Source organism: Streptomyces melanogenes (assembly GCF_014649795.1).
Taxonomy (GTDB): Bacteria; Actinomycetota; Actinomycetes; order Streptomycetales; family Streptomycetaceae; genus Streptomyces; species Streptomyces noboritoensis.
Genome location: NZ_BMTS01000036.1, coordinates 1 through 22,936, shown reverse-complemented (window position 1 = coordinate 22,936; position 22,936 = coordinate 1). Strand labels below are relative to the sequence as shown.

General features: G+C 68.7%; 23 protein-coding genes and 4 pseudogenes. 15 read left to right on the top strand and 12 right to left on the bottom strand.

Going from position 1 to position 22,936, the window contains the following annotated elements; translation table 11 throughout:
* Positions 1-1,019: pseudogene (locus IE252_RS39015) on the bottom strand (IS110 family RNA-guided transposase); the annotation flags it as partial.
* Positions 1,020-1,504: 485 nt separating this feature from the next.
* Here IE252_RS39015 and IE252_RS39010 point away from each other — a divergent pair.
* Positions 1,505-2,638 carry an IS630 family transposase gene (locus IE252_RS39010; RefSeq protein ID WP_190094248.1) on the top strand — a complete coding sequence of 378 codons (1,134 nt, stop codon included), beginning with the start codon at positions 1,505-1,507 and terminating at the stop codon, positions 2,636-2,638.
* Between the two features lie 25 nt (positions 2,639-2,663).
* A complete protein-coding gene (locus IE252_RS39005; protein WP_190094247.1) occupies positions 2,664-3,638 on the top strand; it encodes a hypothetical protein in 975 nt (324 codons plus the stop codon).
* 125 nt (positions 3,639-3,763) lie between these two features.
* On the opposite strand, the gene IE252_RS39000 is transcribed toward IE252_RS39005, so the two are convergent.
* Together IE252_RS39000 and IE252_RS38995 are read right to left on the bottom strand one after the other, a co-directional pair.
* Positions 3,764-4,177 (bottom strand): hypothetical protein, encoded by a 414-nt coding sequence (locus IE252_RS39000; protein WP_190094273.1) that lies wholly within the window; start codon positions 4,175-4,177, stop codon positions 3,764-3,766.
* A 91-nt stretch (positions 4,178-4,268) separates the two neighbouring features.
* A complete protein-coding gene (locus tag IE252_RS38995) occupies positions 4,269-5,180 on the bottom strand; it encodes a LysR family transcriptional regulator (protein WP_190094246.1) in 912 nt (303 codons plus the stop codon).
* A gap of 239 nt (positions 5,181-5,419) precedes the next feature.
* On the opposite strand from IE252_RS38995, the gene IE252_RS38990 reads away from it, so the two are divergent.
* The 6 genes from IE252_RS38990 to IE252_RS38965 all read left to right on the top strand — a co-directional run bounded on the left by IE252_RS38990 (position 5,420) and on the right by IE252_RS38965 (position 9,543).
* Entirely contained in the window at positions 5,420-6,355 is a 936-nt protein-coding gene (locus IE252_RS38990) for an NADP-dependent oxidoreductase (protein ID WP_190094245.1), read from the top strand.
* A gap of 42 nt (positions 6,356-6,397) precedes the next feature.
* On the top strand, positions 6,398-7,039 hold the full coding sequence (locus IE252_RS38985; RefSeq protein WP_190094244.1) for a Type 1 glutamine amidotransferase-like domain-containing protein: 642 nt from the start codon (positions 6,398-6,400) through the stop codon (positions 7,037-7,039).
* Between the two features lie 21 nt (positions 7,040-7,060).
* Positions 7,061-7,504, top strand: coding sequence for a carboxymuconolactone decarboxylase family protein (locus IE252_RS38980; protein WP_190094243.1), 444 nt, complete (start codon positions 7,061-7,063; stop codon positions 7,502-7,504).
* A gap of 107 nt (positions 7,505-7,611) precedes the next feature.
* Positions 7,612-8,676, top strand: a complete 1,065-nt coding sequence (locus IE252_RS38975) for a hypothetical protein (protein ID WP_190094242.1) — start codon at positions 7,612-7,614, stop codon at positions 8,674-8,676.
* A gap of 348 nt (positions 8,677-9,024) precedes the next feature.
* Entirely contained in the window at positions 9,025-9,369 is a 345-nt protein-coding gene (locus tag IE252_RS38970; protein ID WP_190094241.1) for a hypothetical protein, read from the top strand.
* 9 nt (positions 9,370-9,378) lie between these two features.
* The gene (locus IE252_RS38965) at positions 9,379-9,543 is read left to right on the top strand and encodes a hypothetical protein (RefSeq protein ID WP_190094240.1); all 165 of its coding nucleotides are present in this window, start codon (positions 9,379-9,381) and stop codon (positions 9,541-9,543) included.
* Positions 9,544-9,630: 87 nt separating this feature from the next.
* Here the strand turns inward: IE252_RS38965 and IE252_RS38960 are convergent, their stop codons facing one another.
* Positions 9,631-9,825, bottom strand: a complete 195-nt coding sequence (locus IE252_RS38960) for a hypothetical protein (protein WP_190094239.1) — start codon at positions 9,823-9,825, stop codon at positions 9,631-9,633.
* 107 nt (positions 9,826-9,932) lie between these two features.
* Positions 9,933-10,148 (bottom strand): annotated as a pseudogene (locus IE252_RS38955) (tautomerase family protein); the annotation flags it as partial.
* 285 nt (positions 10,149-10,433) lie between these two features.
* Here IE252_RS38955 and IE252_RS38950 point away from each other — a divergent pair.
* Positions 10,434-11,210 (top strand): SDR family oxidoreductase, encoded by a 777-nt coding sequence (locus tag IE252_RS38950; RefSeq protein ID WP_190094237.1) that lies wholly within the window; start codon positions 10,434-10,436, stop codon positions 11,208-11,210.
* A gap of 40 nt (positions 11,211-11,250) precedes the next feature.
* Here IE252_RS38950 and IE252_RS38945 read toward each other — a convergent pair whose 3' ends face one another.
* Complete coding sequence (locus IE252_RS38945; protein ID WP_190094236.1) at positions 11,251-12,147, bottom strand: LysR family transcriptional regulator; 897 nt, start codon at positions 12,145-12,147, stop codon at positions 11,251-11,253.
* A gap of 107 nt (positions 12,148-12,254) precedes the next feature.
* Between IE252_RS38945 and IE252_RS38940 the strand changes: the two genes are divergently transcribed.
* Complete coding sequence (locus tag IE252_RS38940; protein WP_190094235.1) at positions 12,255-12,440, top strand: hypothetical protein; 186 nt, start codon at positions 12,255-12,257, stop codon at positions 12,438-12,440.
* Positions 12,441-12,696: 256 nt separating this feature from the next.
* Entirely contained in the window at positions 12,697-13,542 is an 846-nt protein-coding gene (locus IE252_RS38935; RefSeq protein ID WP_190094234.1) for a class I SAM-dependent methyltransferase, read from the top strand.
* Positions 13,543-13,882: 340 nt separating this feature from the next.
* On the opposite strand, the gene IE252_RS38930 is transcribed toward IE252_RS38935, so the two are convergent.
* The 4 genes from IE252_RS38930 to IE252_RS38915 all read right to left on the bottom strand — a co-directional run bounded on the left by IE252_RS38930 (position 13,883) and on the right by IE252_RS38915 (position 17,547).
* Positions 13,883-15,049: a helix-turn-helix domain-containing protein gene (locus IE252_RS38930; protein ID WP_229849082.1), complete on the bottom strand. Its 1,167-nt coding sequence runs from the start codon at positions 15,047-15,049 to the stop codon at positions 13,883-13,885.
* Between the two features lie 160 nt (positions 15,050-15,209).
* Positions 15,210-15,947, bottom strand: a complete 738-nt coding sequence (locus IE252_RS38925; protein ID WP_190094233.1) for a hypothetical protein — start codon at positions 15,945-15,947, stop codon at positions 15,210-15,212.
* Positions 15,948-16,147: 200 nt separating this feature from the next.
* Complete coding sequence (locus IE252_RS38920) at positions 16,148-17,029, bottom strand: IS5 family transposase (RefSeq protein ID WP_190094232.1); 882 nt, start codon at positions 17,027-17,029, stop codon at positions 16,148-16,150.
* A gap of 53 nt (positions 17,030-17,082) precedes the next feature.
* Positions 17,083-17,547 carry an NUDIX hydrolase gene (locus IE252_RS38915; protein ID WP_190094231.1) on the bottom strand — a complete coding sequence of 155 codons (465 nt, stop codon included), beginning with the start codon at positions 17,545-17,547 and terminating at the stop codon, positions 17,083-17,085.
* Between the two features lie 168 nt (positions 17,548-17,715).
* Between IE252_RS38915 and IE252_RS38910 the strand changes: the two genes are divergently transcribed.
* Positions 17,716-18,513, top strand: coding sequence for a TauD/TfdA family dioxygenase (locus tag IE252_RS38910; RefSeq protein WP_190094230.1), 798 nt, complete (start codon positions 17,716-17,718; stop codon positions 18,511-18,513).
* On the top strand, positions 18,510-19,073 hold the full coding sequence (locus IE252_RS38905) for an ATP-binding protein (RefSeq protein WP_190094229.1): 564 nt from the start codon (positions 18,510-18,512) through the stop codon (positions 19,071-19,073). Before IE252_RS38910 ends, IE252_RS38905 begins: the two co-directional genes overlap by 4 nt.
* 197 nt (positions 19,074-19,270) lie before the next feature.
* Here the strand turns inward: IE252_RS38905 and IE252_RS38900 are convergent.
* Positions 19,271-20,248: pseudogene (locus tag IE252_RS38900) on the bottom strand (IS481 family transposase); the annotation flags it as partial.
* Between the two features lie 204 nt (positions 20,249-20,452).
* Positions 20,453-21,367, bottom strand: a complete 915-nt coding sequence (locus IE252_RS38895; RefSeq protein ID WP_190094228.1) for an alpha/beta hydrolase family protein — start codon at positions 21,365-21,367, stop codon at positions 20,453-20,455.
* 178 nt (positions 21,368-21,545) lie between these two features.
* On the opposite strand from IE252_RS38895, the gene IE252_RS38890 reads away from it, so the two are divergent.
* The gene (locus IE252_RS38890; protein WP_190094227.1) at positions 21,546-22,430 is read left to right on the top strand and encodes a helix-turn-helix domain-containing protein; all 885 of its coding nucleotides are present in this window, start codon (positions 21,546-21,548) and stop codon (positions 22,428-22,430) included.
* Positions 22,431-22,589: 159 nt separating this feature from the next.
* Positions 22,590-22,835, top strand: a pseudogene (locus IE252_RS44575) (transposase); the annotation flags it as partial.
* Between the last annotated feature and the right edge of the window lie 101 nt (positions 22,836-22,936).

Here is a 22,936-nt window from a genome sequence, read left to right as displayed (position 1 = left end):
TGAACAACGCCGAGGTGTAGAAGACGCGTTGGAGGCGGCGGTTGTATCGCTGCGGGCGGCGCAGGTTCCCGCTCAGCTTCCCGGAATCGCGGGGCACCGGGGCGACGCCGCCGAAGCCGGCGAGGCGGTCGGCGGTGCCGAAGACAGTCATGTCACCGCCAGTGGCTGCGAGGAACTCGGCGCCGAGGATGATGCCCAGGCCGGGCATGCTGGTGATCACCTCAAAGGTGTGGTGGTCGTGAAACCGGGCCTCGATGGCCTTGTCGAGCTCGGCGACCTGCTGGTTGAGGCTCATCACCCCCTTCGCCAGCGTGTGCACCAACGTGGCGGCCAGCTTCTCGCCGGGCAGGCTCGAGTGCTGCCGTTCGGCGGCCCGGACAGCGATTTCGGGCGAGCCGATCGGGGCGGACGACGTGGCGGTTGCGCAGCCAGGTCTCCAGCCGCTTGACGCCGATCCGGCGAATGGCCGCGGGGGTCTGATAGCCGGTCAGCAGGGTGAGCGGGCGGGTGTTGGTGAGGTCCAGGGCCCGCTCCAGGGCGGGGAAGATGCCGGTGAACTGGGCACGGAGGCGGTTGACGGTGCGGGTGCGGTCGGCGACCAGGTACATGCGGCGGCCGGTGAGGAGCTTGAGGTCGGTGACGGTCTCGTCGCCGGTGGATAAGGGGTGCAGGTCCCGGCGGACGCGGACCTGATCAGCGATGACGGCAGCATCCTTGGCGTCGGTCTTGCCCTCGCCGCGGTAGCTCTCGGAGGCGCGGTGAATGGCCCGGCCGGAGATGTAGTGCACCGGCTGGTCGTGGTTGAGGAGGAGCGCGATGGCCAGGGCGGCTCCGCCGTCAGCCAGGTCGATGCCCCAGGTCACCTCGTCGCCCAAGGCCAGGACGTCGGCGAGGAGTTCGAGCAGTTCGGGTTCGTCGTTGGCGACGCGTCGGGACAGCAGCCGACGGCCGCTCTCGTCGATCGCGACGCAGTGATGGTGGGCTTTGCCTGCGTCGATGCCGGCCCAGATCGCGGCCATGTGGTGCCTCCGTGCGGTGGTGTTGCTGGTGCCTCCCGACGGACGACCTCGCTGTCGATTCCCTACGGAGCGATCATTCGCAATTCCTCATTGGCAGCCGAGTCGTCGTGGGGCGCCGGGCGGCCAATCAGTGAAAGCCACAAGTGGCAGAAGGTTGAAAGCCACACCCGACGTCCCTGGGTGGATGAACCATACGAAGGGCTCACCACGTCCCGCAGAACAACGTAGGGACACTCGAGTGCGTCTCACTGACGGTTGCTGAGATCCTCGTGAGTCGTTTCAGCACCTGCGGGCGGTCGAAATCCTGGGCTCGTTGATCGGGAATCTGCAACTGCCCTTCATACGGGTGCTCCCGAGGTGACAATGATGCGTGGTGTCGTGGCTACAGGGGGTGGCGCATGATCGATAGAGTGCTAGTGCCACATCAGGCATTGTTTGCCCCAACATGCCATTGTTGAGGGGTGGTTGGCGTTCACAATGGTGTCGTGGCTGAGCGTGTGCGGGTGCGGGAGATCGACGATGACGAGGGCAGGAGGCTGTTGCGGATCGTCCGCAGGGGCACCGGTTCGGTGGTGACCTGGCGGCGGGCCCAGATGGTGCTGCTGTCCGCGCAGTCCATGCCCGTGGCCCAGATCGCCGAGGTGACGTTCACCAGCGACGACCGGGTCAGAGACGTGCTGCACAACTTCAACACCGACGGCTTCGAGGCGCTCTACCCGAAATACAGAGGTGGCCGCCCCCGCACTTTCTCGCTGCCTGAGCGGCGGGAGATCAAGAAGTTCGCCAGGTCGAAGCCGGCCGAGTACGGCCTGCCGTTCTCGACCTGGAGCCTGGCCAAGCTGGCCGACTTCCTGGTCGCCGAGGGGGTGGTCGACGACATCAGCCACGAGGGCCTTCGCAGCCTGCTCCGCGAGGAGGGCGTCACCTTTCAACGGGTGAAGACCTGGAAAACCTCGCGCGACCCCGACTACGCGGCCAAGAAGGCCCGCGTCGAACACCTCTACGCGATCGCCGACGGCGAGGTCGTCCCCGAACGGGGCGATCCCGACGTCGTCTTCTGCCTGGACGAGTTCGGGCCGCTCAACCTCCAGCCCCACCCCGGCCGACAGTGGGCCGAACGCGGCGGAAAGCACAGGGACCCCGAACGCGAACCACGGCCGCGACGCCGTGCGACCTACACCCGCCCGCACGGGGTGAGGCACCTGTTCGCCGCCTACGACCTGCGCAAGAACCAGCTCTACGGCCACATCAAGAAGACCAAGAACCGCACGAGGTTCCTGGAGTTCTGCCGCTACCTGCGTTCTCTCCACCCGATCGGCCAGCGCATCGCGATCATCTGCGACAACTACTCCCCGCACCTGACCACCAAGCGCTGCCGCCGCGTCGCGGACTGGGCCGAGTCCAACAACGTCGAGATCGCCTACACACCGACCAACAGTTCCTGGCTCAACCGGATCGAGGCCCAGTTCACCGCCCTGCGCTACTTCGCACTCGACGGCACCGACCACCCCACCCACAAGGCCCAGGGCAGCATGATCCGCCGCTACATCACCTGGCGGAACAAACACACCGCTGACCAACGCCTACGCGAAGTCGTGAACAGGGCAAACGTTGCTTGATGCGGCACTAGAGATCTTCACACAGATGGCCGACGGTACGGCGGTTGCTGCCGGAACCGGAGTAGGACAGGCGGTCTCCGACGTGGTGCGGGAGCGGCTCGCCACCACAGACCGCGGGCGCACCGCAATGCGTGCAGTCGCCGACGGCCACCGAGACCCGGATACCGTAAGTGAACTGCGCACGCTGCTCCAGGCCGCGGTGGACAGTGATCCGGACTTCGCCAGACGATTATCCGAAGCAATGGCCGGGCCCCGACCCGTCGACGTCCCCCGCTCCACGACGCACAGCATCACATTTGAGGGTACGACGGTACGCGGCAGGAACACGATCTCTTTGGGTCCCGTGACGTTCAACAACACCCGAAATACCCGGTTTTCGCTGCTCGCTGCCGCCCTGGCTCTCATGGCCCTGGTGGCCATCAGCATTTACGGCGGTGCACGGATGATCACAGGTGACGGCCCGGGACAGAACCAGGCCGTGAAGGCGCTCAACAGCGATTCCCTGCACCAAGTGCTGCCCACTCAAGGGAGCCTGCCCGCGAAGTGGACGCAGCCAAAGCCGGCCGAGACTCTGACGGCGGCTCAGGGACCGGGATTGATCGTCGCGGCATCCGCCGACTATCTGATGGGGACCCCGGAAGCCGAAGTCTCCTTCATGGCCGCGGCTTGCATCAATGCGGAAAAAGCGCATGAATTCTTCAACGCGGTGAAGAAATCGCGTGATGGTAGCGGCCGGGCGGAGGCAGACGGCTTGACTGTTCCGATGCCGAAGATCGGCGACGAGCAGTGGGCCGTCACCGGACCTGCCACCCAAGACCGCCCTGGCGGAGGCTTCATCACTCTGCGCGTCGGCACAGTCGTCCTGTCCATCCAAGGCACCGATACCGATCGCCAGCCCTTCACCACATCACGTCTGGAAGTACTGGCAAAGATGATGGCCGAACGAGCCCAGCAGGCGCAAAACGGCCAAACACCGTCAGCCTACGCACGCGATGCCTGAGCACACAGCAGCGGTAGAACCCGCCGCGTCTCTCACGGGATAAGCCAAAGTCTGGAGAAGGACGGACTCCGAATGACGACGTAGCGAACACCCCTCACCGCCTACGCACACACCCCAGACCGACGTCAGAACACGTCCGGCCGGGGACATCTGGCTATGGCGTGCGCGGCGCCGGAGCGGCACCGCCCCGGGCGGGCGGGCGCCGGCCGTGCCGGGTGCTCGGTAAGCGGCGTAGCGGGCGTCGTCACCGCTCCCCTCCGCCCTCCAGGTCGCGGCGGTCCGCTGAAGCCGAGCAGTCGGCTGAAGACGAAGCCGGGAAGCTCGGCGGCGAGGTCCACAAGAGAGGCGTTTCTGGTGGGCCGCGGCCGGCTGCCGAGTACCTTGAGCCTGCGGGACAGACTGACCGACTCCATGGGCCGGGCCGCCCGGGCACCGGGGAACAGCCAGCGGATCGTCGACTCCGCACGCCGCACCACACCGATGAGGTGCGGCATCCAGTCGTCGAGGTCGGACGCTGTCCACTGGCACCCGACCACCACGCCCGCGTTCCCCGGTGGACTCCATGTCCGGCACATGCCGCCGAACACGCTCAAGAGGTACGCCCTTTCGGAGCCGGTGCACGAATCGGCATCAGCTGCGAACTGCGGGAGCAACCCGGGCGGCGACTTTCTGGGCAGCCTGGTTGAAGGCGTGGATCTGAGGGGCGGTGTTGGTGACGAGCCAGGTGGGCACCCATTCCAGGGGCGGTGCATCACTCAGCGGAAGATACGCGACGCCGGGGCGCGCGTAGAACCGCGACACCTGGGCGCCCATCACGAAGGCCCCTTCGCCGGCATCGATCAAGGCCAGGGCCTCCTGGAGCGTCTCGAACTGCGGGCCCGGCTCGACGGGGCGACCTGCGGGCGTCACGTGGGGTGTGCGGTCCGCGCGCCAGTAGTCGGAGAACGCTCCAGCCACCTGCAGCATCTTGACCGCAGCCAGGTCTTCCAGCGAAACGCTGTCACGGCGCGCGAGCGGGTGGCGGGACGACACTCCCAGCACCCGGGGTTCGGAGAACAAGACCGGCCCGGTGACCATGTCGGGTTCGTGGTGCGGCAGGCTCACGACCAGAAGGTCGACATCGCCTGCGCGCAACCGCCCGAGGCCGTCGACGATCTGCATTTCCCTGGGCCGGGCCCGCCAGCCGGGGTGTCGTCGGTCGAACAGCCGGGCGGCCTGGACCATGAGCTGTCCGGCGGCGGCGCCGAGGAAGCCGACCTGGAGAAGGCGGTCAACGCCGCGCGCCGCGTTGACCGCCTTCTCCAGCCCGGCCTCGATCTGGTCGTAGGCCGGGCGTACATCGTCGTGCAGCAGCCTGCCGGCCTCGGTGAGGCAGACATGACGGCTGCTGCGTTCGAACAGCGGCGTGCCGATGTGGCGTTCCAGCCGCTTGATGGTCTGGCTGATCCGGGCAGTGCTCACGTGCAGACGTTCGGCCGTGCGCCCGAAGTGCAACTCCTCGGCCAGCGTCAAGAACGCCTCCAGCTCAAGCCGCTCCAGCACTCGTTCCTCCGGACGTTAAATCCACCTTAACGATCCTTGCACTATGCCAGCTTGTTCGCACATCAGACCCGTAGCAGTCTGAGCGAGCCGACATCACCCGGCACTTCCACCTCACACCCGAGGGCCTTCCCCGGGTGAACTGCCCTCTGGCTGCCGGCAGAAGCAGTGAGGGTGAACCGAACCCACCCGCACAGCCGGACCATCACAGACGGCGTGCCAGACACCAAGGGATCATCACTATGCGTGCCATCGGCCAGGACTCCTTCGGCACACCGGACGTCCTGAAGATCATTGAGGTGCCGCGCCCGGTGCCCGGCCCCGCCGAAGTGCTCGTCCGGGTATGTGCCGCAGGGGTGAACCCGACCGACTGGTGGCACCGGGCCACCGGCGGGCTGGCGGGCGATGTTCCGATCCGCCTGGGCTGGGACGTATCCGGTGTGGTCGAAGCGGCCGGGCCGGGTGTCACCTTGTTCGGACCCGGCGACGAGGTGTTCGGCATGCCGCGCCAGCCGGCTCCTGCCGGGACCTACGCCGAGTACGTGGTCTCCCCGGCCCGGCACCTGACTGCCAAGCCGCCGGGGCTCTCCCATGTGGAGGCCGCCGCCCTCCCCCTGGCCGCGCTCACCGCGTGGCAGGCCCTGGTCGACACCGCCGACGTTCGCCCCGGGCAACGCGTGCTCATCCATGCCGCGGCCGGTGGCGTCGGACACCTGGCCGTCCAGATCGCCAAGGCGCGCGGCGCACATGTCATCGGCACCGCTCGCGCCACCAACCACGACTTCGTACGAGGACTGGGCGCCGACGAGGTCATCGACTACACCCGCACCGACTTCGCCACCACAGCCCGCGACGTCGACGTCGTGATCGACACCATCGGTGGCGACTACGGGCCGCGCTCCCTCAAAACCCTGCGCCCGGGCGGCATCCTCGTCTCGCTCTCTTCCCCCGCCGAGGCGCACCTGGCGGCCGAGGCCCGAGCCCTCGGACTCCGCTCCACCTTCATGATCACGGAAGCCGACCAGGCGGGTATGAAGGAGATTGCCTCCCTCGCCGCATCCGGCCGCCTGCGGGTGCGCATCGACACGGTCCTACCGCTCGAACGGGCTGCCAAGGCACACGAGATCGGCGAGACCGGCCGTACCGCCGGAAAGATCGTGCTCACCGTCTCCACCTGACCCTCCCCTTGCCACGAGCCCCCTTGTCACGAGAGCAGGACCATGCGTTTGTTCCTTTCCTCCTGGAAACTCGGGGACACCCCCGCATTGCTGGACGACCTCGCCAAAGACACCCGAACCGCAGCCGTCGTCGGCAACGCGCTCGACGCCCTCCCTGTCCCGCAAAGACAGCAGGCCACCGGCCGGGAGGTCGCGATGCTGCGCGACCGCGGCTACCGGGCAACCGAGATCGACCTGCGGGACCACTTCGGTGATGCGGGCACGCTCGCCGAGCGCCTGTCCGGCTTCGGCGTCGTCTGGGTCCACGGCGGGAACCCGTTCGTCCTGCGGCTGGCCATGGCTCTCAGCGGTGCCGACGAGCTCCTGACCGGCATGCTGCGCCGCGACGCCCTCGTCTACGCCGGCTGGAGCGCCGGCGCCTGCGTCCTGTCGCCCAGTCTGCGCGGCTTCGAACTCGTCGACGACCCCGCCGACGCCGTCACCGCCTACGGCCTGCCGGCGCGCTGGGATGGTCTCGGCCTCCTGGACTACGCCTTCGTTCCCCACTTCCGCTCGCCGATCCCCGAGAGCGAGCCGATCGAACACGTCGTGGAGCGCTACGAGCGCGAAGGAGTGCCCTACCGCGTCTTCCGCGACGGCGAGGTCGCCCTCGTCGATCAACCGTCGACCGCTGCAAGCCGATAACCCCACTCGAAGGAGAATTCCATGACGTCCGTACGACTACCGGTGGACAAGCTGGCCCCGCACATCAACCGCGCCCTCAGCTCGCTCGACGCCGCCTCCCGGAAGGTCAGCCTGGAGCCCGCGCTGCAGGAGCTGGTGCGAGCACGCGTCTCCCAGCTCAACGGCTGCGCCTACTGCGTCGATCTGCACACCCGGGACGCGCGTACGGCAGGCGAGAGCGAGCGCCGCCTCTACGCACTGCCCGTGTGGCGCGAGACCCCGTTCTTCACCGACCGCGAACGGGCCGCCCTGGAGCTGGCCGAGGCGGCCACACGTCTCACCGACGGCCCCGTCACCGCCGAGGTCTATGGCCGGGCGGCCGCGGAGTTCACCGAGGTCGAACTCGCCGAGCTGATCTGGACCATCACCGTGATCAACGCCTGGAACCGGCTGGGCGCCACCGCCCGGCCCTGGCCACTCGACTGACCGACGCCACGACCGGGTCAACGGGCAGCCGACAACGGACGCTGCCTGGTGTCGGCTGTCGTGGACCGGTACTTCCATTGTCAGAGGCTGCTGGCAGCATCGTCGCTATGAATGTCGTCCGTACCACCCCGCCGCGACCGCTCGACGTCACTGCGCTCTTCCCCCAACTTGCCCCGCTGGCACGCACGGCGACCCGGTTGCATCCCCGCCGCGGAGCCCCTTCGTTGCACGACAGCTCGATAGGCGGGCCACTGCTGTGGCCCGCCGACGAGCCGTGGCCGCACTGCGACCTCCCGCACGAGGGCGGAGGCTACGCGCTGGCCGAGCTGCGCCTGCAGCAACGCATCCGGGCGAGCGAGGCGCTGCACCCGGACGGCGAACCCCACGTTCCCCAATACACACCTGAGGAGCAAGCGGTCCTGGAGCGGCTCAACTCCGACGACACGTGGCACGACGACACGTGGCTTGCGGGCCCGGTCGCCATGCTGCCCTTGGCCCAGTTGTACGCGCGCGACATTCCCACCCTGCGCCCGCCCGGACAGGCCGGGGCCGATCTCCTGCAGGTGCTGTGGTGTCCCTTCGACCATCCTCCCGAGAAGTACATGCCCAGGACCGTGCTGGTCTGGCGGTCCGCGGCCGCCGTCACCGAGATCCTCACCTCACCCCCCGAGCCGCCCCTGGTGGTCGAGGAATACGTGCCGGAGCCGTGCGTGCTCGCCCCGGAACAGGTCACCGAGTATCCCAACCCCATGGAGTTGAGCAAGGAACTGCGAGAGCGGATCGGGGACTGGAGCACGTGGCAGGCGGCCGACGCCGGTGTGGACAGCGCCTACGCCCCCTACCCGGAGTCGTTCTACGGAAGCCACCTGTCCGTCGCCCCCGGCTGGAAGGTCGGCGGCTGGCCCATGTGGGGCTACACCGACCCCGCTCCCCAGTCCTGCCCCGCCTGTGACACCGAGATGGACCCGCTGCTGACCATCGATACCTTCGAATGGGACAGCAGCAACCGAAGCTGGATCCCGTACGAAGACCAAGCGGCTGCGTCCTCCACCGACTCCCGCTACCGCGACCTGCGGCAACCGACCGCGGTCCAAATCGGCAGCGGCTACAAACAGCAGATCTACATCTGCCCGGCTGCGCCGGAGCATCCCCACACCGAGCTGATGCAGTAGCCGGGCCCCACCAACGTGCAGGAGCGCCACCACGAAGCCACCTCCCCGGCCGGCCACTACACCGTCGAGGGTGCCTGGTGACCTGATTCCCTGCGCGTCCGCTCGCCCAGGAACCGCCGATGCCGGAGAACCACTCCGACCCCGGCCTCAGAACCGACACCCGGTGGCCGTACGCAGCGATGCGCCGCCGATGGCGTGCCAGTGCCCGCCCGGGCCGACGTCATCGAGGAGAACCCGGGGGCAGCGGTAGGCGGCCGCGGCCACCGGGAGGTTGTCTTTCTTCCCACTCCCGCCAGCCAGCAAGAAACCTCATGGTCCAGCAGCGGGCTGCGGATCCATAATCCGGATGTGGACCTATCGGATGACGGCCCGGCCCTGGATGGCAGATGGGCGCAGAGCGACAACAACCTGTGCGGGCTGCTGCCGGACAGCCGGGACGCCTCGCACGTCGCCGAGCGCTTCGTGCGGGCCGGATGGCGGTCCCGGTCGTCCTCCTGGGAAGGCTACGAAATCGAGACCAGCTGGTGCCGCATCGAAGCCGACCCCACCGACAATTCCGCCACCCTGCTCAACGGCGTCATCGACCCGGACCGGCTCGACGATCTCGCCGCACTGCTGACACAGTTCGGCCTCCGCTTCCACCTTGAGCTCTATGACGACGAGCGCGACCTCATCCGGGAGATCAAGGGCTGACCGGGTCGGGTGACGCTGCATGCGTGCGAAGGCAGGCGCGGGCCGTCCGGCCACAACTGGAATGACCGGACGAAGCAGCTCACCGCGATGGTCCCGGCCATCACCACGTGGTTCGACCGCGACCGGTGGAATGCCGCGCTCCACGACAGCGGCTTCAGCGTCGAACGCCGCTGACCACGCGGCGAGGAACACAGCCCGAAGACAGGCAGGCGCGGTGCACCCACCTGCCTCGGATGCTCCGGCCTGCCGGTGGCCGCCTGCTCACTGGGCGGCGAGGGTGCGCCGGGCGAGCGGCGCCATCGTCACCGCCGCCTCGCTGACCGCCCACACATGCCCGCGGCTCACCGGCCCCGGATCACTGGGACTGCGGGAGCGGTAGCGCAGCAGGTGGTGGCGCTGGGCCACGTGCGGCAACACCAGCTGGCCCCACTGGATCGCGGCCCTGCGGTCGCGCAACCGGGCGCCCAGTCCCCCGCACCGCACCACGAATCCGCCGGGCCGTGCGGTCGTATGGCGGACGGTCCGGAGACGGTCGGAACTGTCCGGCCCGGTCAGAAGGGGCGTCAGACGAGGTACTGCGCCTCGCCGTTGCCCAGCGACCAGTCGGCATCGCTGTTCTCGGTCAGCACAACGAACATGTTGCGGGGTTCCGTTCCGGCATGTTCCTGGGCGAGTTCGGCGATGCGCCGGTACAGCGCCTGCTTCTGCTCTGCCGGACGGCCCTCCCGCAGGGTGATGGCCACATAGACGATGCCGTCGTCCCGCCGCACCCCGAGGTAGATCAGGCGCCCGGTGTCACGGCCCAGCACGTCGATACGTACGAGCGGCATGCGTCCTCCAACCACGGGGCCAACAGTGACTCAGCCCGATCATACATACTAGTAGGTACAGAGTAGGGTGCGGGGCCCGGCAAGCACTCAGCAGCCGCCTCAAGTGACCCCGTTGCCCTAAGAGTTGCCTATAGGAGTTGCCTATGGGCTCCGCTGATATTTCGTCTTTGCTTCCCGTTCCTCCTCAGTCCTACCGTGAAACCAGTTCACGACAGAAAGAAAAGGACCAGCGAAATGACCAGCATCGAAAACGGATCGACGACGCGGGAGCTCAAGGGAAAGCGGGCACTGGTGACGGGCGGAACCCGAGGCATAGGAGCGGCCGTTGTCCGCCACCTCCTCGACGCAGGCGCCGAAGTACTCACCAGCGCCAGGTCGGCCACGGTCCCGGTGCCGGAAGGAGCCGCCTTCGTGGAGGCCGACGTACGGACCTCGGCCGGGACCCAAGCGCTCGCCGAGGCCGCACACAAGAGCCTGGGCGGCGTGGACATCCTGGTCCACAACGCGGGTGGAGCGCAGCCGTACGAGAGTGCCTCGGACATCCCCGACGAGGTGTGGCAGGACGCCCTGGACCTGAACTTCCTGGCCTCCGTGCGGCTGGACGCACTGCTGGTGCCGGGCATGCGCGAGCGGCACTCGGGGGCGATCGTGCATGTCTCCTCGGCAGCGACCCTCGCCCCGATGGGACCGTTCCTGCACTACACGGCGGCCAAGGCGGCCCTGGAGAACTACAGCCGGGGCCTGGCCCTGGAACTGGCTCCGGCCGGCATCCGGGTCAACACCGTCTCTCCCGGCAGGGTCGCCACCCCGGGCGGCGAGGCCACGCGGGAGCAGTGGGCGCAGCTGAACTCGGCAGCGAGCCGGACCGGCGCCGAGGGCACCACCCCGCTGGGACGGGACGGCCGCCCCGACGACATCGCGCACACCGTCCTGTTCCTCGTCTCCGACCAGGCGGGCTGGCTGACCGGCAGCAATCTCTACGTGGACGGCGGCCAATTCCCCCGCAACTGACGTTCGGCCGAATTCCGGAAACACCGCTTCCGGACATCCGTCAATGCGAAACCAGCGGGGACCAGTTCTCCTGTCGCAGGAATTCCAGTAGCGCCGTCTCCGCCGGTCCCGCACCGGACCGGAGCACCGCGATCACGGGCTGGGTGACGGCCGGGAACACCGGCCGCACCAGGTGTTCGTGCCCCGGGGGCACGGCGGAGGCGGGGACGAGCGTCGCGCCCAGTCCGTGAGCGGCCCAGCGAACGGCGGTCGCGGCCTGCGACACGCGGGCGGCCGTGACCGGGGCGAGCTCGTTGTCCCGCAGCGCGTTCACGAGCACGGCGTCGAGCGCGCTGTCGCGGTCGAACCTCACCCACGGCTCTGCTGCCAGGTCACGCCGCTCGACCCGGTCTGCCGCGAGCAGCCGGTGCCCGGCCCCCAGGACCACGACGAACTCCTCGTCACCGAGGTGGTGGGCATCGTCGGGGCTCTGCTCACACGCCGCCATCAGGGCGAGGTCCAGCACGCCCCGGCGGCACAGCCGGTCCAGCTCGGCGGAGCTGGGCTCCTCGAAGACGGTGACCTCGAGCCTCGGGAAACGACGGCGCAACGCGCCCAGCGCACCCGGCAGCTGGCGGGTACCGAATCCCATCTGCACCGACACCACCAACTCGCCCACCAGCTCCTCGGCACCGGCCCGCGCGGTGGCCCGCGCGGTGGCCCGGGCCCGCCGCGACGCGCTCACCGCGACCTCCGCCTCCCGCAGGAAGGCACGCCCGACCACCGTGGGAACCAGTCCGCTGGGCGTACGGGCGAACAGCTCCACGCCGAGGTCCCGCTCCAGGCCGCGGATCTGCTGGGAGACCGACGGCTGGGCGACGTGCAGCCGCTCGGCCGCCGCGGTCACCGAGCCCGCCTCGGCGACGGCCAGTGCGTACTCGAACTGACGAAGACTCATACCCGTACCCTCCCGGCGACGGGCCCCGGATCAGCCCGTCGGCATAGCTGTCACAGCCAGTAACTCCGGCCCGTTGCCTGGGATCCCCGTACGTCCGGCCTCAGCCGATGCGCGCGGACGCTCCGGCCGAGCCGAGCCGCCGCGCGGCGAAGGTCCTCGCCGCGGTGCGTGATGAGCTGACACTGCGGAACCAGCGGCAGTTGGAGCACACCCACCTCCACGTCGGACTGGCTGCCCGGCAGCGGGACTTCGCCGATCTGACGCAGCGGGTGCCCCTCAAGGACTCGGCATAGTCACGTCATGCCCGGTCTCTTCATGCCGGGCCAAGTCGGAGGGTCTCGGGGGTCCTGGTGGCGTCCCTGGCGTGGTGGCGTGCAGGCGGCGGTGATGCTGGCGTGCCCGGCCGTTGGAGGATCCCGCTGGCGAGCAGATCGTGGCTGCCCGGCGATCTGGCTATGGCCGTCAGGGCGCATCAGGCGCATCCTGTGAAGTGCGCGAAGTGGGTGGGCGTGGCCAGCATGCTGGGTTCTGGCCGGCAAGGAGGAATGCGTGGAAAGCGCGCCAAGCAGGACGGCGATGTTCGCGGCTGTGTCGCGTGGATTGTTTCGCCTGGAGACGGCGTCGCCGTGGGTACTGGACGATGTGCTGGCCCTGGTGCTTGTCGGCCCGGTATGGCAGCAGCTGCGAGACCAATTCGATCCGCTGTTCCCCGGCCCGGTCCGTCGCGAGGCCCGTGCGGCTGTCTGCACCCGCAGCCGGTACGCCGAGGACCGGCTGGCTGCTGGTGCCTTCACGCAGTACGTGATTCTCGGCGCGGGGCTCGACTCGTTCGCGTGGCGGCGGCCGGATCTGCTCGGCTCACTGACGGTGTTCGAGGTTGATCACCCTGCCTCCCAGGCCTGGAAGCTCAAGCGGGTCAGAGATCTCGGCCTGCCGCTCAGCGCCTCGCAGGTATTCGTGCCGGTTGATTTCGAGGCCGGACCGGTTCAGGATGCTCTGGGCGCGGCCGGGTTCGACTGGGCGCAGCCGGCGATGTTCTGCTGGACGGGCGTCGCCCCCTATCTGACGGCACAGGCGATCGAGTCGACGTTGCACACGATCGCGGCGGCTGCTCCCGGGTCTGAGGTGGTGTTCTCCTACCGGGCCGAGGACGCCGCGCTCGACGACGCGGGGACGGAATACGCCCGTATCTACACACCGATCGCGGCTTCTGTCGGCGAGCCTCTTCAGCCTGGCTGGCCGGTATCCGAGATCGAGAGGCTGGTCGGCCGGTGCGGGCTGAAGGTCGTGGACCACCCCGCACGTGCAGACCTCCAGCAGCGGTACTTCGCCGACCGTACCGATGGCCTGCGGCCCTCTACCTTCGAGACCCTGGTGGCCGCGCGGGTCACCTGAGCGAGCGGTTCCGCCCCAGGGCTTCGGCGTAGTTGACCGACCTCCGTTTCGCGATCATGTGAGCCCGAGGAGAACAAGGGGTCTGCGGGCATCGCGGGCGTTGTGCCGCAGGCCGGAGGCGATGCTGTTCTTTCCGGCGAGGCGCCGGGCGCCGATGGCGAGATTGCGGCAGGTGGCCATCACGGGGTGCGGTCCCGGTCCGCAGCTGTGAGGCGTCCTCGCCGAACGTCACGTCTCTCACGTGGTGCAGGGCCTCGATCTTCCCGTGGTCACGGATCAGTGGGGCGAGCCGGGCGGCGGTGGCCTGTTCGGCGGTCAGGCTGGTGACGGCGTCGCAGACCTAGGCCGCCATCTCCTGGCGCAGCCGGTCCAGCACATGGGCGGCCGCGTCACAGGTGGAGGGGAGCCGGTTGCCCGCCGCCCGCATGATCCGCTGCAACTGGTGCGGAAGCCGCTGCCTGGCCGCCTCACCAACGGCCGCCTCCAGGCACGTACCGGCGCCGTCGCGATCGTCGGCCAGCAGCCGCACGTGCGCGACGGTGATGGGCTGGATGACGCGCCACTGCGGCGCCACCGCCATGGAGGGTGCCGGGGCCCGCTCGACCAACCCTATGGCCAGGTCCTCCCGGCCGGTGGCGACCAAGCCCCGCAGCCGGATCTCGTGCAGCGAGTAGGGGTTGAACAGCGAGGTGTGCTCCACCTCGTCCAGCAGCTCCTCGGTCTCACTGACCACCGTGTCGAACAGCGCGCCGTTCCCGAGGGTGCCTGCGGCGCGGGCAAGGAGCGGGAGGACGGCGGCTCTGGCCTCGGGGGTGGGGGCAAGGGCGGCGGCGTGCTGGAGGCGGTCGACGGCCGCGCCGCGCATGCCGGCCTTGCGCAGCTCGTTGCCGTGCATCCGCAGCGCGGACGAGGAGAAGGCCCGGTCGGCGAAGTGGTGGGCGATGGGCAGGCTCTTGCCGGTCCAGCGGACGGCCACGGCCAGGCGCTCCTCCGGCAGGACGTTGCCCAGGGCCACGCCAAGCCCGACCCGGGCCTGAGCCAGCAGGCGCAGGACCTCGCGTTCGGTGTGCCCGTCCTCCAGCCGGGCCTCCAACCGGGCCACCAACGGCCAGAGCTCGGCGACGGCTTCGGTGGCGTGGCCGGACTGACGGGCAATCTCCGCCAAGCGCACGGTGGATTCACCGAACTGGACCATCGCCCGGTGATCCGTGTCCGCAGTGTCGGTGATGCCCAGCACGTGTGGCGGCAACCGCAACCGGTCGGCGATGCGACGGCGCGAGCCGACATCGTCCACCGAGCGTTTGCCCAACTCGACCGCCGAGATGTACGTCTTGTCGTAGCCCAGCAGGGCCCCGAGGTCCGTCTGGGTCAGGCCGGTCACCGCGCGGTAGAACCGCAGGATCTCCCCCAGGTCACCGGCGTTCAGGACGAGCTGAGCCTGGCCGGTCGCCCAGCGCCAGGCCGCATGCCGGGCCACCGGCCGCCCGCTGCCTCGCGCGACAGCCACCTCTCCCCCGGGCACGATGGCCTAGGGCGTGTCCGATGGGTTGTGTGACCAGCTCGCGTTCACGTCGTTCCGCTCGATGTGACAGTCCGCAGGGCGCTCAGGGACGGGGTGGGCCCCGTCCCCACGCTGAGGTCGGGGCCGAGCCCCTGGGTGGTTGCTGTTACAGCAGGGATGTCAGCTCTGCGGGGAACTGGTAGACCCCGTCCTCAACGCTCAGCCCGGTCACGGCCTTACCTTGAGTCGCCTTGATCAGCTCGGCCACGGGGGCGAAGCTCGCGGCGGAGATCTGCCGGGATCGCACGGTGATCCGGTCCGCGAGCGTTCCTGCCACACCGGGGCCGGTGATCGATCCGACGAGGCGTATCGCGTCGTCGACGCTGCCCATAGATGGCTGGAGGATGAAGTCGCCGCCGATGATGCGGCGCATCACCGTCTCCCGCTCCAGCCAGCAGGTGTATCCCGGGCTGATCGGAATGGTCAGGTAGTCCTTGAACGTCTCATCTCGCCGCCACTCCTGGCTGTAGGCGGTGGTGACGGACACGTTGACCACCGAGAACAGTGTCGCTTCCGCCGTCGCGGAGACAGAGAAGCTCTTGGTGGTGCCGACAGTGACTTCCCCGCCGATCTCTCGCGTGATCGTGTTATTGGTGTCGTTGCGTACGGCCGGCCCCACGCCAACCGGCGGGGCGTAGTCGAACGACTGAAGCTCAGAGCGGGCAATGACGAACTCAAACCCGGTTATCCTCTGAAACTCCAACCACTGCCCGAGCAGGCTGGCCATATCCGGGTCGGCGAGGTCGTACGTCGGGAGCGCGTGCAGCCGAGCCGGGTCGATTTTCCTGCTCCGCAGCTTGTGGTCGATCTGGGTGTTGTCGGCACGCTGTTCGAAAAGCGCCATTGCTGGTCTCCCCTCACCCGAGCAGCCTCGGATGCTGGCCTGGTTGCGGTCAGATGCATCGTGCCCGGCCCGAGCAGCCGTGTGGGACCGTTAAGACGGGACTGTCCTGAACTCGCGCTGTAGTCAGGCCACCCCTGGAGTGATAGCGCACAGTCGAACCGCTTCACACCGAGGGCAAACGCTAGGTTCCGTCTGACGGGTCATGCACGAAGCCACAGGCGTATGGCCGCAACGGTCACAGTGCCGTGAAAGACATAGGCCCGCTTGTCGAACCTCGTGGCAACTGCCCGATTGATCTTCAACTTCCCGATCAGCCGCTCCACTTCGTTCCTGCGAACGTAGCGGGCCTTCTCGAAGCTGGCGGGCCGGCCGCCTCGGCTCCCACGGCGCAAGCGATTGGCCTGCTGATTCCGCGGCTCAGGGATGGTGTGCTTGATCTGTCGGCGCCGCAGGTAGCGGCGGTTGCGCCGAGAGCTGTAGGCGCGATCACCGCTGAGGTGGTCCGGGCGGGTGCGCGGGTGCCCGCCCTTCGGCCGCGGGACGCGGATGCGATCCAGGACCGGAATCATCTGAGGCGCATCACCCCACTGTCCGGGAGTGATCAGTAGGGCCAGGGGCCGCAGGCCGCCCTCACCCACCACGTGGATCTTTGTGGTGAGTCCGCCGCGGGAGCGACCAAGACCTTCATCGTCCCGGTGGTGGGCTGGCCGGGCTCGTCTGCCCGGTACCTTCGGGGGCCGGCGACGGGCACCCGCGGCGTGCTGGTGGGCCCGGCAGATCGTCGAATCCACGCTCGCCATTGACCAGTCGATTCGCCCCTGCGCATCGGCATCGGCTTGCACGGCTCGCAGGAGCCTTTCCCATGTACCGTCCGCCGACCAGCGGCGATGCCGGTCGTAAATCGTCTGCCACTTACCGAACCGGGATGGCAGATCGCGCCACGGGATACCGGTCCGCAACCGGAACAGAATCCCGTTGATCACCCTGCGGTGACACTTCCAACGCCCGCCCCGCCCAATGTTTCTGGGCAAGTACGGCTTCAGCCTGGCCCACTCCGCGTTATTGAGATCTCCCCGTCCCACATGCCTGGGAACGAGTTCTCGTCTCGGTTCGTCACCTACCCATCAGACAGGCCCTAGCCGCGCGTCGCACCGGAACCGCCACCCAGCATCCCGTACCAGGCGGCGATCGACTGCTTGTACCCCTCCGGCATGATCACCCCCGCCACCTGATCAGCGGCGAACAGGCCGATCTGCTTGTGCTCGAGACTGAGGACCGGCGGCAGATCAGGGGTCAGGACGGTGCACCCATAGGTGACGATCAGGACCCGCCGTCCGGGGATCGGCTCGTAGATCCAGGTGCCGCCGTCAATGAGCTGGCCCGCCTTCACGCTCCAGCTGGTCTCCTCCAAAATCTCGCGCTCCAGCGCCGCCTCGGGACTCGCATCCGGGACCTGGGCGCCGTCGGGGGTGCCGATCTCCAGGCGTCCGCCGGGCAGTTCCCACTCGGCGCGTTCGTTCTTCAGGAGCAGGACGCGCCCCTGGCCATCGAGGGCGATCCCCTTCACGGAGACGGGCCACAGCGGCGGCGTGTACGTCATGTCGAACCTCGTCCAGCAGCACGTGCAAAGGGCGATCGGAACGTAGCACGCCGCACCCAACTCGGCGTCGCTCTGCCGGACTTGTCCGAGTCGACAGTCTGTCGCTTTACCGCCCGCCGCCCAGACGCGAACAGTGGACCAGCCCTCCCCCAGCGAAGGAGTTCCCTCATGAGCCACGCCCTGCGGGCCGCCGGCAGCGCCCCTCCCTTCCTCTCTGCCGCGCATACCCCCGTCAGCATGCTCGCCGACCGGCTGCGGGAGACCGGGCTGGTCACCTTGGAGGGACTGGCCACCCGTACCGCAGTGCTGCGGTTCGCCGAGCGCATCATGGAGATCACGCCGCACCAGGACAGCGACCCCGACGGGCTGACCAACATCTACGACACCCGCCGTCACGCCCAGCAGACCGGGTACGCCGGTCTCACCTCCAGCGAACTGGCCGCGCACACCGAACGCTCCGGCGTCCCTCAGCCGCCCCGCCTCATGCTCCTGGTGTGCGCGCACCCGGCCGCTCAGGGCGGGGAATGCCTGCTCACCGACGGCCAGGCCATCCACACCGACCTCGCCGCCCGCCAGCCCGAAGCGCTGGAGCTGTTGTCCACCCCGCGCAGCGCGTTCTTCGGCGGCGGCGAAGGCCACAGCGGCCGGGTCTTCACCCCGCACGCCGACCGGGTCGCACTGCGGCTGCGCACCGATGCCCTGGCCCGCTGGAGCCCCTTCCTCACACCCCACGTACCCCACCTGCTGGCCGCCATCGACCGGCACCAGATCACCCTGCCGCTCGCCCTCGGGCAGGGCTACCTCCTGGACAACACCCGCTGGCTCCACGCCCGCCACGCCTTCACCGGCGACCGCCTGTGCTGGCGCGCCCTGGGCGAACCACGCGCCCCGCTCCTCCCCCTCCCGCTCGGCTTTTCCCTGGCCCCGGCCACTCCCCGCCCTCCGTCCCCGGAGGCCGTGTCGTGACCACCCGCCATGCCCGCTTCGCCACCCCCGCGTCTCCCGAGTCCGTAGCCTTCGCCCGCGACCGCGTCCTGACCCAGGTCAACGCCTGGGGCCTGACATTGGAGAAGGGCGCACGGGAGGCGATCAAGCTCGTCGCCTCCGAACTGACCACCAACGCGGTCGTACACGCCGAAGGACTGATCACCCTCGGCCTCTACCTCGGCAAGGACAGGCTGCTCCTCGTCGTCCATGACGGCAGCCGGGCGCTCCCTACCCCTCCAGCCTCCTGCGACCCGGCGGAGTCCGAGTCAGGGCGCGGGCTCCTCCTAGTGAACACCTTCGCCGATCGCTGGGGCTCGGACCCCACCCCCGGGGGCAAGAAGGTGTGGGCCGAGTTCGATGTCCCCCCGCAGCTCCCGGCCGCCGAGTCAGATGTCCTCCCTCGCCTACCGCGGCCCGTGGCCGCAGATACCGGCACCCGCCCGTCTCACACCACACCCTGGTTTGCCCGCCATCAGCGGATAAGCCTTCACCCGAAGGAGACCGTCGTGACCGCGATGTTGCCCCGGAGGTCTAGGTGACCCAGACCCACAGGCCTCCCATGGAGAAGATCCTGGTGACGGGTGGTGCAGGATTCATCGGCTCGCATTTCGTCAAACACCACCACGGTGCCGGTCCTGTGCGGCGCTGCGGGTGTGTCACGGCCGGACAGCGCGGGGATTCTCCGCAGTTCGAACCGGTACTGGAACGCATCCGGGTGCCCCGACAAGGGCTGGGTGTATTGGCCCGCAGGGTTGTTGACTCGACTGATGGGCGGCTGACCACCGAGCGCGGTGTGGCCGCGATGGTGGTTGTACGTGTGGATGAACTCTGCCAAGGCGTCAGTGCGTTCGGCGTTGCTGGAGTACGGGCGTACGTAGGCCCATTCGTCGAGGAGGGTGCGGTTCAGGCGCTCCACCTTGCCGTTCGTTTGCGGGCGGTAGGGGCGGGTGCGTTTGTGGATGATGCCCGCGTTGCTCAGGGTCTGCGCGAACAGCCGGGATCTGTAGCAGGAGCCGTTGTCGGTGAGGACTCGCTCGACGGTGATTCCGTGCCCGACGAAGAAGGTGTTGGCGCGCTGCCAGAAGGCTGCGGCGGTCTCCTTGCGTTCGTCGGTCAAGACCTCGCTGTAGGCGAGCCGGGAGTGGTCGTCGACGGCTGTGTGGACGAAGCTGTAGCCGATCACAGGGCTGCCGCCCCTGCGCGCGTCGGTTGTGGCCTGTCGGTTGGCGAGGGCTTGCTGGCGGGGCATGATCCGATGGCCACCGCCGTCGGGGATGTTGCCGAGCTTCTTGATGTCGACATGGACGAGTTCGCCGGGGCTCGCTCGTTCGTAGCGGCGGATGACCTGGCCGGTGGGTCGGTACATCCATCGCAGGCGATTCAGGCCGTGGCGAGTCAGCACGCGGTGCACCGTGGAGGCGGGCATGCCCATGATCGGGCCGATCCTCGCTGGGCCGAGTTTTCGCTCGCGCCGCACCTCGCAGATGCGCGTCTCGACGTCGGCGGGGGTGCGGTGGGGAGTGGTCCGCGGCCGGCTGGTGCGGTCGTACAGGCCGGCGTCGCCTTCAGTTCTCCAGCGGCGGACCCACTTGTGGGCTGTAGCGCGGGAGACGCCCATCTCGTCGGCCACGTGGGCGACGGGCCTGCCGCCGCGGACTCGGTCGACGAGGAGCCGTCTGCCGTGGACGGTCAGGCGGGCGTTGGGGTGGGACAAGAAGACCTCTGCGGTGGTGTGCGGGCTGGACGCCGCCGGCGGCCTCGGCCAAGCGGCCTGACCCCGGCTTCGGGCGGGCCGGAATCATGAGGGTGGGGCGCAAACAAGACACGTGAAGCCGGCGTCGCCGCCGTGGCGGCGGTGGAGTTCATCGCCGTTCTGCGGACCCTCGGGCCGCTCGGGCGGCCCGAGGGCTCTATGGGTTCAGTTCATGTGCGTGTCGAACCAGTCGAGCAGCTGCTCCGGGTGTTCGGGGAAGTAGGTGTAGCCGTCCCAGCGGCGGGTGCTGCCTTCGATCCAGAACAGCTTCTTGTCGGCGACGGGGATCGCGTCGAAGATCGCCTGTACGTCCTCGGGCCGGGTGAGTACGTCGTCGCGGACCTGGGTGATGAAGGTGGGCACCCGGCAGCTCTTGGCGTAGGCGATGGGCGACACCTGGTCGATGGTGAAGCTGGTGATCAGCTGGAACGCCCGGTCGAAGTCGTCGATCCGGTCCGCGAGGCCCATCGCGCCGAGGGCCTGTCCGGCCATCACGCGCAGGGAGACCGGCTGCGGGTTGACCAGGCAGCGGACGTCCTCGAAGAGTTCGGGGTGGCGGGCCATCGCGACATAGGTGGAGTTGCCACCCATGCAGCGGCTGAGCAGACCGAGTGTCATACCGGCGGTGTCGGGCCGGGACTTGACGTACTTGAGCGAGCCGGCGACGTCACGGGACTCGAACAGGCCCCAGGTGAAGATCCCGCCGTTGGCGGCACCGCTGTGGCCGTGGTTGCGGGCGTCGTAGGTCAGGATGTTGTAGCCCGCGTCGTGCAGGGCCTTGTACTCCGGCAGGAAGTTGACCTCGAAGTCGTTGCCGCCGGGGACCATCGACTTCCACGGCTCCAGGTGCGAGGGGAAGCCGTAGCGGCACATCGGCAGCGGATGATTGGCGACGATCAGCTTGTCCGAGCCGGGGGCGGGGATCCACCACGCCTCCAGCGGGGTGCCGTCCAGCGACGGGAAGGTGACGTCCTCGTACGCCATCCCGTACTCGTCCGGAGTGTGCAGGAGCGGCGTCCGGACCGGATGGGTGAACATCCCGCCGACCAGGCCATTAATCATTTCCGAGGCGTCGGCCATGACCGTTCCACCTTCACTTTCTCCCTCAAGGGAGTATCGCCCGATATGCCCCCCTTCTCATAGGAACCTAGCCCCCGGCTCCAGGGAAAGCCACTGGTGAGGGGTGTACTGGCAGTACACCCCTCCACGCCTCGTCCGCACCCCCCTCCACCAGGCGAATCCCCCTAATCTGGCTCCCGTGGACCACGCAGCCGAGACCCGGGCGTTCCTGACCTCCCGCCGCGCCGGAATCAGCCCGCAAGAAGCGGGACTCCCCGCCCACGGCACCCGCCGGGTACCGGGACTACGGCGCGCCGAGGTCGCCCAGCTCGCCGGGATCAGCACCGAGTACTACGCCCGCCTGGAGCGCGGCGACCTGTCCGGGGTGTCGGACCAGGTCCTGGACGCCCTGGCCCGTGCACTGCGGCTGAGCGAGCACGACCGCACCCATCTGGAGAGCCTCGCCCGCACGGCCGGTACGGGACACCGGCGTCGGCGCTGTCCGGCTGCCGCGGCCACGGTGCGGCCGAGTGTTCAGCACCTGCTGGACTCCATGACCGGCCCGGCCTTCGTCGTGAACAGCTGCGGTGACGTGCTGGCCGCCAACGCCGTCGGCCGCATCCTCTACGCCCCCATGATCGAGTCCGCCCGGGGCGCCACCCCCAACCACGCCCGGTTCACCTTCCTCGACCCCCGCTCCCACCAGTTCTGGGGCGACTGGGACAGCGCGGCAGACAACCTCGTCGCCCTCCTGCACGCCCAGGCCGGTCGCGATCCGTACGACAAGGCCCTTACCGATCTCGTCGCGGACCTGTCCACCCACAGCCAGGCGTTCCGCACCCGCTGGGCCGGCCACGACATCCTCCAGTTCCACCAAGGCGCCAAGGTCATCCATCATCCCGATGCCGGCCTGCTCCACCTCTCCTACGAAACGCTCGACCTGCCCGGCGACGGCCTGATCCTCTTCACCTACGGCGCCGAGCCCGGCAGCGCCTCCGAAGCCGCCCTACGCATCCTGGCCAGCCACGCTGAACCCGACCTCGCCCCGGGTCGGCCGAGCCTTCCCCCGAGTAGGGGCGAGTAGCGGTCGGCAGCACGGCGTTCGGCGAGACACCCCCACGCGGGCACGACGTCCTTCGAGAGCGGCCAGGCACCCCGTCGGCTTTGACGCGCCGACGCGCCAACCCTGCGCGCCCGCCTGGATCGAGATCACTGTCAACAACGCTCGTGGTCATTACAGCTAGGACGTCCGCGCAAACAGCCCGACAAGGTGCGTGCCGACAAAGCGTACGGCTCCCGGAAGAACCGCGCCTATCTGCGCAGACGCGGGATCCGCTGCACGACCCCGGAGAAGAAGGACCAGATCCGTAACCGCAAGAAGCGCGGCTCCCGCGGCGGCCGGACACCAAAGTTCGACAAGGCCGACTACCGCGAGCGCCACGCAGTCGAGTGCGGCATAAATCGCCTTAAGCGGCACCAGGCCGTGGGTGAGGTCGACTCGGGGCGCCCTGCTGGTGTTTCCAACAGTGGGTTTCCCCGAGCCGCCTCCCGAACCCGGCGTGCCCGTCTCCGGGCACCGGGCTCTCCACA